8 protein-coding genes are annotated in these 13,822 nt (G+C 51.3%); 2 read left to right on the top strand and 6 right to left on the bottom strand.

Features of this window, described 5'->3' with window-relative positions:
* Window positions 1-275: 275 nt before the first annotated feature.
* Window positions 276-566 carry a LamG domain-containing protein gene (locus QWY82_RS03565; RefSeq protein ID WP_290259972.1) on the bottom strand — a complete coding sequence of 97 codons (291 nt, stop codon included), beginning with the start codon at window positions 564-566 and terminating at the stop codon, window positions 276-278.
* Window positions 567-879: 313 nt separating this feature from the next.
* Here QWY82_RS03565 and QWY82_RS03560 point away from each other — a divergent pair, with 313 nt between their 5' ends.
* Together QWY82_RS03560 and QWY82_RS03555 are read left to right on the top strand one after the other, a co-directional pair.
* Window positions 880-2,025, top strand: coding sequence for an AraC family transcriptional regulator (locus tag QWY82_RS03560; RefSeq protein WP_290259970.1), 1,146 nt, complete (start codon window positions 880-882; stop codon window positions 2,023-2,025).
* Between the two features lie 145 nt (window positions 2,026-2,170).
* The gene (locus tag QWY82_RS03555; protein WP_290259968.1) at window positions 2,171-3,985 is read left to right on the top strand and encodes a glycoside hydrolase family 9 protein; all 1,815 of its coding nucleotides are present in this window, start codon (window positions 2,171-2,173) and stop codon (window positions 3,983-3,985) included.
* A 16-nt stretch (window positions 3,986-4,001) separates the two neighbouring features.
* Here QWY82_RS03555 and QWY82_RS03550 read toward each other — a convergent pair whose 3' ends face one another.
* From QWY82_RS03550 to rep, 5 genes are all read right to left on the bottom strand, one after another.
* A complete protein-coding gene (locus QWY82_RS03550) occupies window positions 4,002-5,525 on the bottom strand; it encodes a tryptophan halogenase family protein (RefSeq protein ID WP_290259966.1) in 1,524 nt (507 codons plus the stop codon).
* A complete protein-coding gene (locus QWY82_RS03545) occupies window positions 5,522-6,904 on the bottom strand; it encodes a tryptophan 7-halogenase (RefSeq protein ID WP_290259964.1) in 1,383 nt (460 codons plus the stop codon). The genes QWY82_RS03550 and QWY82_RS03545 overlap by 4 nt, the downstream gene beginning before the upstream one ends.
* Window positions 6,904-8,463, bottom strand: coding sequence for a tryptophan halogenase family protein (locus QWY82_RS03540; protein WP_290259962.1), 1,560 nt, complete (start codon window positions 8,461-8,463; stop codon window positions 6,904-6,906). The genes QWY82_RS03545 and QWY82_RS03540 overlap by 1 nt, the downstream gene beginning before the upstream one ends.
* A 140-nt stretch (window positions 8,464-8,603) precedes the next feature.
* Window positions 8,604-11,522 carry a TonB-dependent receptor gene (locus tag QWY82_RS03535; RefSeq protein ID WP_290259960.1) on the bottom strand — a complete coding sequence of 973 codons (2,919 nt, stop codon included), beginning with the start codon at window positions 11,520-11,522 and terminating at the stop codon, window positions 8,604-8,606.
* A 259-nt stretch (window positions 11,523-11,781) separates the two neighbouring features.
* On the bottom strand, window positions 11,782-13,803 hold the full coding sequence (gene rep, locus QWY82_RS03530) for a DNA helicase Rep (RefSeq protein ID WP_290263424.1): 2,022 nt from the start codon (window positions 13,801-13,803) through the stop codon (window positions 11,782-11,784).
* Window positions 13,804-13,822 lie beyond the last annotated feature (19 nt).

The following is a 13,822-nucleotide window of genomic DNA, read 5'->3' as shown; positions in this document are numbered from 1 at the left end:
GGTACCAGTCGATTTTGTTGTGGCTCCAGTCGAAGCCAATATTGACTAAATCGCGTTTAATATCGAGGCCCTACTGCCCCAGCTCAATATGCTGTTCTCACTCGGTACTGAACACCTTGCGGCTGATAAATCACATTGGTGCGCACCTTGTTGCCTAGGCTGGGCAGAAATTCAGTATCAATTTGCTGCCAGGGCCGGCCGGGCTTATCCCACCCTGAGATGTCGGTAAAAATGGACGAGACTGTGCCTGCGGTATTGCCGGTTTTCAGGCTCCCCTAGACCCGACCGTAACTATAAAACGCCTTTGTTTGGAGTTCTGCGCATTGGCTAGAGCTGACGCGTAAGGTGATGCCGTGCGAACTGGGGGTGATTTGCGAGGGGGTAAAGGTGCAACCAAAGGGTGTGCCATTGCTGCCAGAGCGAGCCTGCCAAATATGGCGGTTGAAGCCCCAGGTGAAATTATCTTTGAAATATCCGGCTGCCTGGCTGGCTGCGGCATAGCCAAGCGTCAACAACAAGCAGGCAATAATATTGAGCCGGGTCCGAAAGCGTTTAGTATTATTCATACTGCTCTCCGGCACCTTTGGGAAAAAAAGGCCGATGTAAACACCGACCTCTAAACGGGCACAGCATTGAGCGAGCATCATTGACTGATGCCGATGCTAGAAGTTACCGGCTTACTAGGGACAGCCAGTTAGTCGGTTTGCTAAACCTAGGCGAAAGCGGATGCACAATCGCCCGAAAACAGGCTTTTTCGTTCCTTCGGACGTCTGACTGACTAAAGGTCTGATTCTCGGACGACGGCTTTTAGCTTCGTTGGTAGTTTGGCCCCTCCTCCCTATAATGAGCCAGAGATCACCATGTACCGCAGGAACCCCCTTGGCTCTAGAAGCGTCTCCTTTGCTGTTTAACACCAATGATCTAACCCTCGTGGTGGCCGTCGTACAATATCTCGTACTGGCCATACTGGTGGTAAGCGCCACCGGGGAACAGCGTCGAGCCAGTTGGCTGTTGGCCGGCATTCTGACGATCAATGCGGCAATTGCGTTAGATACCCTGCTTGTCTGGAGCGACACGTTAAGGCACCTGATGTTGCAGCAATGGCCGAGCGGATTGTTGATTGGCAGTTTGGGCTACTGGCTACAGGGGCCTTTATTGCATTTTTATACCCGAGCCCTGTTATTTCGGGAGAGTAAGTTTACCTGGCTAGATAGCGGCCATTTGTTGCCCCTGTGCTTTGCAGCGATAGGGCTAATGCTTGGCTATAGCCTGCGGTCGTCAGAGGTGCAGTGGCGGCTTATGTCGGGCACGGAATTTTTGTACGGTGAGTGGATGAAGTGGAACATTTATCTACGCAACGCCAGTATTTTGATTTACGGTGCTTGGTGCTTTCGCACTATCCTCAATTACCGCCGCCGGGTAAAAGACCGATTCTCAGACGCCTCCGATCGCCAACACCATTGGCTATGGTGGTTTGTTGGCGGCTTTATGGCGTTGGCGGCTTGGGCTTTACTCATTCATGCCATTGGTGCATACGTGGACCTAGCGCTATCCGATCGATTAGGCATTTTTACCAATTACCTGAACTTCCTTTTTGTGAACTCCCTAGTGATTTTAAGTTTGCGCTACGCGCGCCTGATTAACAGTGTGAGCGACGCTAATTTAGCGGGTGAGGCTGAATCGATAAATCCGGAGCACATTGGTAGAATTGAACGCTACATGGCAAGTAATAAGCCCTATCTGCAACACGACCTCAATTTAGAACAGTTGGCTCATGGTTTATCGCTGCCGGAGCGAAGCCTGTCTCAAGCATTGAACCGGCATTTTGGTAAAAACTTTTTTGAGTTTATTAACGGCTATCGGTTGGAAGCAGCAAAAGCCATGCTTGCCAGCGCCGAGCATCAGCAAATGTCCATTCTCGAATTATTGTCGGAATCGGGCTTTTCCAGTAAATCAACTTTCAATGCCTTCTTTAAACAGGCCACAGGTATGACCCCTACGGCCTATCGAAAAGTGAACGGCTGAGATTTATTTACGACGCCCTGCACGGGTGCAATGTGGCAAGAATGTTATAGAGGATAGTTTCAATAAAATTTAAATAGTCTTAAAGATCGCTTGGGTTGGACTGAGCATTATCGAATTGTTTAAACGCTTAATAACGGAGAAAAGCATGACCCGGGCGATTGCAAATGACGCATTTGTTGATAGAGCAATTTTTACTAGAAAATGCACCTGTTGTTGGCCACTACTGGTTGCGATGGGCGCGCTGATGTTATTGCAAGCCTGTGGTGGCTCCGGTTCAACCCGCGCTGCCGACAACCAAGCTCCAGCGCTTGAGGTGCCATCAACGCCCGCCCCGCCGGCGCAACTTTTCGTCAATCAAGTGGGCTATAAAAGTACCGGCGATAAGCCCGTATGGATAAAACAAACGGTTGCGCAAAACTACCAATTGCTGGATCAAGATGCGGCAGTGATTGCAACCGGTAGCACCACCGCCCCGCTCCGATGGGCGCCAGCCGAACAGGCATTAACCCGTTTAGCCCTGCCTAAACTCACACAGGAAGGCCATTACACCTTGCGCCTAGACGATGGCGCCGAGGCGGACCTGCTGGTGGCGAACACGCCTTGGGCTGAGCTGCACCATGCCGCGCTTAGAAGTTACTACCTAAATCGCTCGGGCATGGAGATCCTAAGTGAGTTTGCCGGCCCCTATGCCCGTGCACTTGGCCATGCGGATTTAGCCGTGAAAATACATCGCTCGGCGGCGACCGGCGCACGGCCGGAAGGCAGCATTATTAGCGCCGGCAAAGGTTGGTATGATGCTGGAGATTATAATAAATACGTGGTTAACTCGGGAATATCCACCTATACCCTGCTCTTGAGTTATCAGCATTTTTCCGCGTTTTACCAAACCTTAGATATAAACATCCCCGAATCTGCGGCTGCGCTGCCCGATATTTTGGCCGAAATAAAATGGAACTTAGATTGGTTGCAGGCGATGCAAGACCCAAGTGACGGTGGCGTCTACCATAAACTTACCTCGCTGGGTTTCAACCCCATGGAGATGCCGGCGCGCGATAATGATGAGCGCTATGTGGTGCAAAAAAGTACGGCAGCAGCGTTAAACTTTGCCGCGCTAATGGCCGCGGCGGCGAGAGTCTACCGGGATTTCGATGCCGCGCTAGCAGGCGCCTATGAAGCCCAAGCCATCGCAGCCTTTGGGTGGGCAGAACAACACCCTGGTGTTTACTACCAACAGCCCAGTGACGTAAGCACGGGCGAATACGGCGATAACAATCTTGATGATGAGTTTTTCTGGGCTGCGAGTGAATTGTTTATCAGCACCGGCGAAGAAAAATACCAACAGAAAATGAATGGCTATAACGGACAATTTTCTACGCCTAGTTGGTCGAGTACGGCCACCCTAGGGCTCTATAGTTTGCTCGCGAGTGACAATAATCGCGCACTGAATGCCGAAAAGAAGCTGCAGTTAGAAAGCGCACTAAAGGCGCTCGCCGATTCGCTAGTAGTGACGGCGGATGCGGGAAACGCCATGGGCGTGCCGATGGCAAGTGCAGCAGAGTTTGTCTGGGGTAGTAATGCCGTGGCGATGAATCAGGCTATGTTGTTGCTTAACGCTAATCGTATCGCGGCTAACCAAGACTACCTACGCGTCGCAGAAAATTTGTTGCACTATATTCTCGGCACTAATCCGACAGGTTTTAGTTTTGTAACAGGCTTCGGTACTAAAACCCCTCTGCATATCCACCATCGTATATCGGAAGCCGACGCCGTGGTGGCGCCAATACCGGGTATGCTGGCGGGTGGGCCGCAGCCGCAGCAACAAGATAATTGCGCCGGCTATCCGAGCCATGCAATGGCGCTGTCCTATTTAGATGATGTGTGCAGCTACAGTAGCAATGAAATTGCCATCAATTGGAATGCGCCTTTGGTTTATGTGCTAGCGGCGTTTAATCAAGAATAATGTGATGCCTGTATGGCTAGTCGGCCGCACAGAATTTTTCGATATAGCGAAAATGCTCGGGTAGCGATTTTACCATGGCGCGAATACCTGCATGTGCTTGCGCCAGCATTGCGTGCGCTTCGAGCTCGGGTAAGGCATCGGCCGTTGCTAAATAGCGCTTGGCGCGAATGCCTTGGCCCTGCATCACGGCAAGCCAGCTCGGCAGGCTAAATAATTCATTGTCGTCGCGAAAGATGTGCCCCGTTTCCTGGTAGAGCGCAATCTTATTGGCCAGCGTGTCGGGAATATCCATCGCAGCGCAGTAGCGCCAAAATTCGGAATCGCTTCGCTGGGTTGCTTTATAGTGCAAAATTAAAAAATCCCGTATGCGCTCGTATTCATGGCTTGTGCGTTGGTTATACACGCGTCGATTTTGACTGTCGTCAACACCGTTTGGAAACAATGCCAACAACTTGATGATGCCCGCCTGAATTAAATGAATGCTAGTGCTTTCTAACGGCTCCATAAAGCCCGAAGATAGACCGATGGCGACACAATTGTTTTGCCAAAAAGTTGTTCGCCGCCCCGTCTCGAAGCTAAGCAACTTCGCATCTGCTTGCGCCTCTCCGGGCAAATTTGCCAACAAAATATCATGCGCTTGATCGGGATTCATGAACTGGCTTGCAAATACGTGGCCGTTGCCCGTTCTATGCTGTAGCGGTATCTGCCACTGCCAACCGGCACTGTGGGCAATGGCTTTGGTGTAAGGTTTAGGTGCGGTAGCGCCGGTGCAGGCTAGCGCCCAGGCTTTATCGCAAGGCAGCCAGTGTTGCCAATTTTCATAGCCTACGTTAAGTGCGCCATGAATAAGCAGCGCCTTGAAACCTGAGCAATCAATAAAAAAGTCGGCGCTATATTTTCTGCCTGTGGCCAATGTTAGCGCCGCAATATCCCCGTTGAGGGGGTTGATATCGACAGTGTCGACGATGCCCTCAATACGACTTACGCCAAGATTTTCAGCATAACTGCGCAGAAAATTTGCATACAGGCCAGCGTCAAACTGAAAGGCATAGAGCAAGGGTAAAAACGGCGCGCTCGGTAGCGCCTGCATACGCGCGAACTTGCCGGCGCGGGCGGCTTGTGCCGATAGTGAAAATTCTTCTATATCGGGCACCTTGCCTTGATTGTAGAGCTTCAGCCAATAATGATGGAAGGCGGTGTTTTTTAGGTCGTGGCAGTAACCCGAAAAAGGGTGGATGTAGCGGTCGCCAATTTTTCCCCAGTTGATGAATTCGATGCCCAACTTAAAGGTGGCTTGAGTGGCGCGTATAAACGCATCTTCATCTATCTCGAGTAATTCATTAAAGCGCACTATGTCGGGAATGGTTGCCTCGCCCACGCCCACGGTACCTATCTTGTCTGATTCGATCAGCTCAATGGAACAGCCAGTGCCCTTAAGTGCCTTTGCCAGTGCCGCCGCGGTCATCCAGCCGGCGGTGCCGCCGCCAACGACAATTAGCTTGTTAATGTTCGTGGCCTGACTCGGCGCGGTTTGACTCATGGTTGATGTGCCTTAGATAAATAAGTAAGCAAGTTAGTGAACGGCGGTAGTGTCCTAACTGTACTGGCGCAGTGTGCGCTTGCAAAGTTTAAAAATTTTTCGATCGCTGATTTGTCCATATTATCTAGTTGTAGCGATAGATGATCTGGCCACTGATACAGTTCGGCGAGCAATACCAACCAACAACTGTCGCTCAGAAATTCGTGTTCCGATTGACGTGCATAGCCGTGTTGTAAAAACAGTGCTAGTCGGGCGTCAAAGCTATGGGTTTTCTGCTCGATTAATCCAGCACTAAAGAAAATGCCATTGTGTAGGTCGAGTAGACTCTCGCAGTCTGCGCTAACTCGGCGATTAAACTCTGCTACTTTTTCCGGCGAAGGCCTGAAGGGAAATAACGCAAGTAGGTGAAACAGTGCGCGCTGGGTGATGGCTAGCGAATTTTCAAATATGTCGGCCAGACTACAGGCTGCCTGCCCCAAATAGATGTGGTTGCCTTGCCAGGGCTTAGTTAGAAATCCCGGTGCAGGTTTAGCATTTGATGCAACCGGTGTGTGCCTGTTGATGATGCATTCGCGCTGCGTATTGATAGTCGATTGCCAAACTTTTTGATGCCGCTGGTGCGAGACAAACAGCGGCTGCGCAGACGCGGGACTAATATGGGTTTCGCTCTTGCTGGTTGGAATGAACGCGCTGCAATCGCGCCAGTCGGAGGCTGCTGTTTCAGCGCCGGCGCTTTTGGTAGTAATGAAATAATCGAAAGCGAGTGTTTCCCGTTTACCGTTGCGAACGACTAGATCGACAGTGTGGCTTCCAGGTTCTGGTGCCGTGTGGTTTGCAATTTCCGCTTCTATAAGTTTTAAACCCCGTCGTTCGGCGAGAGTACGCAGGAATTTGCAGTAACGCGCCTCGCTAACTTGATAGCCGTGGCGCAAGTTTTTGAATTGCGCTGGCGCATCTTGCGGCAGCGGTGAAAAATGCCCTCGCTTTGCGGCGGTGGTATTGAGGTTAAAATGCTCGCTGCTGTAATTCCCACCCGTTGATTTTGCCGCGTGCAGCCAGTGGAAAAAATCGATCTGTTGATGGCTATCGCCATAGGGTGTCGACGACAGCAACAGTTCCTGCGCCGGCCTCGACCAGTGGCTAAATTGATGCGCTAGTTGAATACTCGCTTGCGTGGCGATCAGAAATTCACGTTCATCGATATCGAGTAACCGGTGAAAATCTACGCTATCGGAGTTGAGGGAGAGACCAAGATCGGCATTGGCTGGGGCTACCACAAGGGTTAATTGGATGAGCCGCGCCGGCAATTGATGATGAAGAAACAGCGCCGTGCTCCAGCTGCTGGCGTCGTTGCCATAAATTACCCAGCGCTGCGACATTATAGCGGTACTCCATTTTGCCCGCGATATAAGCTCAGTGCGGCCTGAGGAGCGGTTACGGCCTTGAGGCTGCACTGTCGGGCGATGGTTTCGCTATGGCTTGGCATGGCGGCCACGGCTTTTTGCACCAGTAGGGCATAGCTCTCCATCAGCGCGATCAGTTGTTCCTCGGCAATGTTGTCGGCAAGTGGGTTGTAATTCTTTTGCGCGATATGTTGACCGGCGTAGACGGCCAGCCAACTGGGTTCGAGAAACAATCCGTTTTTATAGCTAACAATATGACCATCCTGTTGAAATAGCGCCATTTTAATTTTTAGGTCCTCGGGCACCTCCATGTCGCGGCAGCGACGCCAAAAGGCGGTGTCATCCCGTTGCGTGGCGTGATAGTGCAGTATCAAAAAGTCGCGTATGCGGTCGTACTCTAAGGTCATTTGGCGGTTGAATTCGTCGCGCGCGGCCTTACAGTTTGTATCTCGCGGTATCAGCGCAATGAGCTTCATGATGGCGATTTGAATCAGGTAAATACTGGTGCTCTCGAGCGGCTCGAGGAAGCCACTGGCGAGGCCGATAGCGATACAATTGTTGGCCCAAGATTTTTCTCGACGACCAGCCTTAAATTGCAGCAGTTTGGGTTCGCCCAAAGCTGTACCGGTTAAATTACTGAGCAAGGTGTGTTGTGCTTCGTCGTCGCTAATAAATTGACTGCAGTACACATAACCGTTGCCCAATCTATGCTGCAGGGGAATGCGCCATTGCCAGCCGGCTTCGCGCGCTATGGCTTTGGTGTAAGGCAAGGGCGAGCCGCTGTGCTCACAGCCAACCGCCAGTGCTCTATCGCAGGCGAGCCAATGACTCCAGTCTTCGAAGGGGGTGGCGCATTTGTCGCCTAACAACAGCGATCGAAAGCCACTGCAATCGATAAACAAATCGGCGCTGTGTCGGCTGCCGTCGGCCAAGATTAATGTGTTGATGTTCGCGTCACTACCTTGCTCGATACGATCCACCTTGCCCTCTATGCGCACGATGCCCCGCGATTCGCAATAGCGCCGAAGGTATGTTGCGTAGAGGCCAGCATCTAAATGAAAGGCATAGGAATAGGTGGAAAGAATTGAGCGCTCGTCGGTGCCGGGAAAGGTAAATTTTCCGGCTTTGGCGGCGCTAACGGCGAGGCAAAAATCGTCCAGTGGGCGCACGCCGGGGCCGGCTTTTAAGCGCGCCCATAACTGGTGAAATTCGACGCCGTCCAGTGCCTGGCCATAGTCGCCAAAGGGGTGAATATAGGCATCGCCCTGTTTGCCCCAATTGGAAAACTCGATGCCAATTTTATAGGTGGCATGGGTGGTGCGCATGAATTCATTTTCGTCGATGCCGAGGGTTTGGTTAAAAAATCGCAGATGGGGTAAGGTCGCTTCGCCGACGCCGACAGTGCCAATGGCATCTGATTCAATCAGTGTCACTTTATAGCCGAGGGGTATTAAAAACTGACTGAATGCGGCTGCGGTCATCCAGCCGGCAGTGCCGCCTCCTAGAATGATGATGTGTGAAATAGGTTTTGTCATGGTCATTATTGTAGGTTTTTACCCCTAAGGCTGGCATAGATGACTAGTGTCTACAAGTCGCCAAGGGCTGATAAAAAAGGGCGCACCATTGGCGCGCCCTTGAGGTTACTTGGCTTGCGATAAAAATTTAGCCACTGGCTTTAAAAGTTAGCCCTTAGCACCAGCGCGAAGCGTCTATCGTTGACGAACCAACTCCGATCAATTTGTGTACCTTCTTGATCAACTTGCATCTTGGTTTTGGTTATTTCATTGAGTAGGTTACTGGCCTCAATACCAACTTTGAAGTTGTCGCTGATGTTGTAAAAAACTGAGCCATCGAGTTGACCACCGGCCTGGTTATAGATGGGTGCTTTGGTGATTACATCGCGCGTGGTGAGCAAGTAATCCGAGCGCCAGTTCCAAGCTAGACGCGCGGCAACGTCAGCGTATTCATAAATACCAACCAGGTTATAGGTATGTTTGGACATACCTTGTAAGGGTAAGTTATCGAAGGTTGTTGCCTGTACCGGTTCATCGCCCTTGGCAGGGTTGAGATTCTGGTTGGGCACATCGCTTGCCGATACGAAAGTGTAGTTAGCTTGCATACCTAAGCCACTCCAAGCGCCAGGTAGATTATCGAAAAATTGCTGATAGGCCAGCTCGAAACCTTTGATGCTGGCTTCGCCCGTATTGATGGGGCCTTCGACATCAACGACTTTTGTGACACCGTTGTTAGTCATGTAGCGCGGGTAAGAACCACTGGCGAAGAAGTTAGACATGTCTTTGTAGAATAGGCCCGCTGTCACCGCGCCAACATCGTCGAAATACCACTCCACGGTGGCGTCGTAATTAATCGCCTCCATGGGTTTCAAAAACGGATTACCGGCGCTAGCGCGATATTCATTAACAACAGCTGTATCGTCAATATCGTCGTCGTTGGTATCTTGGCCCTCCACAATTGCACTGACCGACATAAAGTTTCGCAAGTTGCCAAGGTCGGGATAGCTAACGGCTTTGGCAATACTGATCCGCGCTAACCAGTCCTCGTGGAAGTTGTACTTTAGATTAACGCTGGGCAGCCATTGATCTGATTGCGCACTTTCTGTCGATGGATAGGAGGCGCCGTTGGAAAATGCCAGGTCGTCGGCCGGTAATGGCAACGCATTGTTGGTTAAATCTGGGAAGGCGGAGCCGCCAGTGGTTTTATTGGTAACGCTAACGTAGCGCACGCCTATATTACCCACCCATACGTCGTCGGGGCTGCCAAAATTTAGCATTAAATAAGCGGCGCGGTTTTGCTCGTCGGTATCATTAATTTCCACCGGCAGGTAGTAGTTTTCTACCACGCCATTTCTTGTGCCAAGGGATGCAAAGCCAAAGCCGCTAAGACCGGTTAGGAAGTTTTGGTAACTGCTAACCAACTGCTCACCCGGGACTAAAATTGTGTTGCCATTAACGCCCACGGTTTCGCCGCGATGAAAATTGTCGAGGTCTTTATTGTAATAAGTTGGTGCATCATAGGTGCCGTCTTCTCGGATACCATTCCATGGGTCTGTATCGTGTACGCCGTCGAAATATTTACGGCCTCCCGCCCATGATTCAGACAGTACGCCCCAGTTATATTTAGCCCAGCGCGTGGTTTGGCTTCTGTCTGCTGCGCGAACACCGCCTTTTACCGAGCGAAACCAGCCGTCGTCAATATGGTATTCCACATCCATTTTGAAAGCTTTTTCATTGCCGTCGCTGTCTTCAAGGTGATCCATGGCTGCACGATAGAAATAATTAGCGGGATCGCTAAAGTATTCACTATCGGTTTGGCTGCTGCTGGCGGGAGCGGTGAAGCGAATATCGGGTATATTGCGATCTAGGTTGACATAGGCATCGGTAGCCAGAGCGCCGAAGACGTTGAGGTCGGTTACCTCGGTCGAGGCTTTTACATACTGTGCATCTAACTCAATTGTCCATTTATCGTTAGGCGTTAGCAAAAGGTTGAACGAAAAATCTTCAACCAAAGAGCGCTTGTCGCTTTTACGTGTGAAACTGTTGTAAGTGTTATCGCCGTCAAGGGTCAAGGTACCGGATACGAATTGAATGTCGTTGTACACACTATCAGCAGACGCCGTACCGACCACATCATCGGATTGAATGCCGTTTTCCACCCAAGACTGGGTGGCATCCGAGCGCATGTATTCCACTGTGGCCTGAGTGGTTTCCGCCGGGTTGGCCCACTGCACAACAATATTGCCGCCTTTGCGTTCGCGCTCTTGGTCGGTTGTGCGCACGGCAACGTTAATGGGCGTCCAGCGCTCGCCGACACCGGTAACGCTGTTTAAGGTGTTTACGCCGTTTTGCACCGAGTCGTAGCGATTTTTTAACTTGGAATTGGCGAGACTGACTAACAAGCCAAACTCACCAACATCTGTGTCCCAGCGGTCGCTGAAAAGTGCCGAGAGATCAGGGCTGGTCTCGTCGGCAAAATCTGTGTAATTCAATGCGCCATTAAGCGCGATCTGTTGCTCTTCGCTGTCGAAGGGCTTGCGGGTATTTAAATTGATGGTGCCAGAAATGCCGCCTTCGATCATATCGGCCGTATGGTTTTTGTAAACTTCTACCGCGCCCATGAGTTCTGGAGGAACATCTTGGAAGGATAAACCTCGGCCGCTGTTGGCGGAAAAGGAATCTCGACCGTTAAATTCGCTGCGTGTTTGCGGCATGCCGCGCAGGGTGATACCGCTGCCTTCAATGGTGTAGTGATCTGGGTCGTCGGCGGCGGCAAAGCGTTCGATAGACACACCGGGCACCCGTTGTAGGGCTTCCAGTACGCTTTTATCGGGTAGAGCATTGATATCCGAGGCCGATATGGCATCTACCACTGTGGCCGAATCACGCTTCATTTCCTGCGCATTTTGTAGCGCGCCGCGCACGCCTTGTACCACAACTTCTTCGAGTTGAGCCTCGCTTGCCGACTGGGCCCAAGCGCCTGAACTGGCCGCTATAATGCAAGCGGCAAGCGTTGTGCGTTTAAAATAAGTTGTTTTTTGCGGGCGCGAGAACGCCGTAGAGTGGGCTAAATTGCTCATATTTTCCTCTTTTATTATTTTAGGCCTGCCTGAAGATCAGGCGTTTCCAGTCTTTGCTTGCTGGAGTTTGCCAATCGAGCCTGTCCTCTCGATGTGCCAACCACCGCCGGTCGAGCTTTGGCCGCTCTTTGCCCGCGAAATTGACAGCTCAGCCCTTCTTAGCGTGGGATCTTGGCCCAGCTGAGTATCATATGGTCAGTTTTACTTTAACCTTGGGGTGACGCTTGGTCAATAGGCTGCCGTGGCTGTTTTTGAATGCTTAGGGTTTCTTCTTGCCGCCTAGCATGTCGAGTAGGCTGCTGAGGGTTGCGCTGCCCTGGGAGCGGTTGGCCTCGGGATTGTGCTGGCCGTTACCCTCCCAGGTGACGTCTTCCTCTGGCAGCTCGTCGAGAAAGCGCGAATAAGAGGATTCGATAATTTCACCGTATTGCTTGCGCTTGCCGGCCCAGGTCATGGTGAGTGTTTTCTGGGCGCGGGTGATGCCTACATAGGTGAGGCGCCTTTCTTCTTCAATATTATCTTCTTCGATGCTGACTCGGTGCGGCAGTAAGTCTTCCTCCATGCCCACCATAAACACATGCGGATACTCCAAGCCTTTGGAGGCATGAAGTGTCATCAGTTGCACTTGATCTTCGTCGTCTTCCTCGGCCTGACGGTCGAGCATATCGCGCAATACTAGCTTGGCGATGGCGTCTTCGATGGTGACATCTTCGCCGTCGGCTTTTTGCAAAATGGCTTTGATCGAGTCCAATAAATACCAAATATTTTCCAGGCGCTTTTCTGCGACCTTTGGGCTAGAGGCGTTTTGATGCAGCCAGCCTTCATAGTCTATGTCTTCCACCATTTGCCGCACCGCCGCCACCGGTTCCTCGCCACGGCATAAGCTGCCGATATGGTTTAGCCACTGACAGAAGCGTTGAATGCGCTCTAAGCTATGCGCTGGCATGTGCTCGCTGAGGCCGATTTCTTGGCAGGCGGCGAACATACTGATGTGCCGCTCGTTGGCATAGTGGCCGAGTGTTTCTAATGTGCTGGTGCCAATTTGTCGGCGCGGTGTGTTGATGATGCGCAAAAAAGCGTTGTCGTCATCGGGATTAACAATTAAACGCAAATAGCTCATCACATCTTTAATTTCGGCGCGCGCAAAAAAACTGGTGCCGCCGGAAATTGCATAGGGAATTTGATGGGCTTGTAATTTTATTTCGAGTAAGCGCGCTTGGTGATTACCGCGATAGAGAATGGCAAAGTCTTTAAATTTTATTTGTCGCTTCAAGCGCTGGGATAAAATTTCCATCGCCACCCGCTCCGCCTCGGCGTCTTCATTGGCGCAGCGAATCACCCGAATAGGCTCGCCTAAACCCATTTCAGACCACAGCGCCTTTTCAAATTCATGCGGGTTGTGGGCGATTAAATGGTTAGCCACGCGCAGTATCCGGCTGGTGGAGCGGTAGTTTTGTTCAAGCTTGATCATTTCAAGAGATGGGAAATCTTTCTTGAGCAAGGCGAGGTTTTCCGGCCTAGCACCACGCCAAGCGTAGATGGATTGATCGTCATCGCCCACCACGGTTAAGCCGCCGCGATTGCCCACTAGCAATTTTACGAGTAAGTATTGGCTCGAGTTGGTGTCTTGGTATTCATCCACTAATAGATAGCGAATGCGCCTTTGCCATTTTTCCAGCACCTCGGGCTGCTCGGAAAAGAGCCGCACCGGGGTGAGAATCAGGTCATCGAAATCCACCGCGTTATAGGCCTTAAGCGCTTGGTTGTAGCGGCGGTAGACTTCGGCAATTTGTGCCTCGCCCGGGCTTTGTGCTTTTGACGCGGCGCGCTCTGGTACGGTGAGATCATTTTTCCAATTGGAAATCTGATTTTGCACTAGGTCTAAATGTTCGGTATCGAGGTCGCCATCTTTTAACATCAGTTCTTTCAGTAAGCCGCGTGCATCTTCGGCATCGAAAATAGAAAAGCCCGGTTTAAAGCCTAAGGACTTATGCTCGCGTCGAATAATATTGAGGCCGAGGTTGTGAAACGTTGAAACCGTGAGGCCACGCGCTTGCTTGCCCTTGACCAAACCGCTCACCCGCTCTTTCATTTCGCGCGAGGCTTTGTTGGTGAAAGTCACCGCGGCGATATGGCGTGCAGGCATGCCGCACTCTTCGATGAGGTAGGCAATTTTCCGGGTGATAACGCTGGTCTTACCCGAGCCTGCACCCGCCAGCACTAAGCAGGGGCCGTCGATATGTAATACGGCCTCGCGCTGGCGCGGGTTTAAATTGGCGATGTGTTTTGACAAGGATACT

The sequence above is a fragment of the Simiduia curdlanivorans genome (assembly GCF_030409605.1).
Lineage (GTDB): Bacteria > Pseudomonadota > Gammaproteobacteria > Pseudomonadales > Cellvibrionaceae > Simiduia > Simiduia curdlanivorans.
Note: the sequence above shows the minus strand (reverse complement) of the source record. Positions and strands in the feature narration are given on the sequence as shown.

Bases quoted from the DNA above. Each gene is read 5' to 3' on its own strand.
- QWY82_RS03565 (WP_290259972.1), bottom strand. From the start codon at position 566: ATGAATAATACTAAACGCTTTCGGACCCGGCTCAATATTATTGCCTGC.
- QWY82_RS03555 (WP_290259968.1), top strand. From the start codon at position 2,171: ATGACCCGGGCGATTGCAAATGACGCATTTGTTGATAGAGCAATTTTT.
- QWY82_RS03550 (WP_290259966.1), bottom strand. From the start codon at position 5,525: ATGAGTCAAACCGCGCCGAGTCAGGCCACGAACATTAACAAGCTAATT.
- QWY82_RS03545 (WP_290259964.1), bottom strand. From the start codon at position 6,904: ATGTCGCAGCGCTGGGTAATTTATGGCAACGACGCCAGCAGCTGGAGC.
- QWY82_RS03540 (WP_290259962.1), bottom strand. From the start codon at position 8,463: ATGACAAAACCTATTTCACACATCATCATTCTAGGAGGCGGCACTGCC.
- QWY82_RS03535 (WP_290259960.1), bottom strand. From the start codon at position 11,522: ATGAGCAATTTAGCCCACTCTACGGCGTTCTCGCGCCCGCAAAAAACA.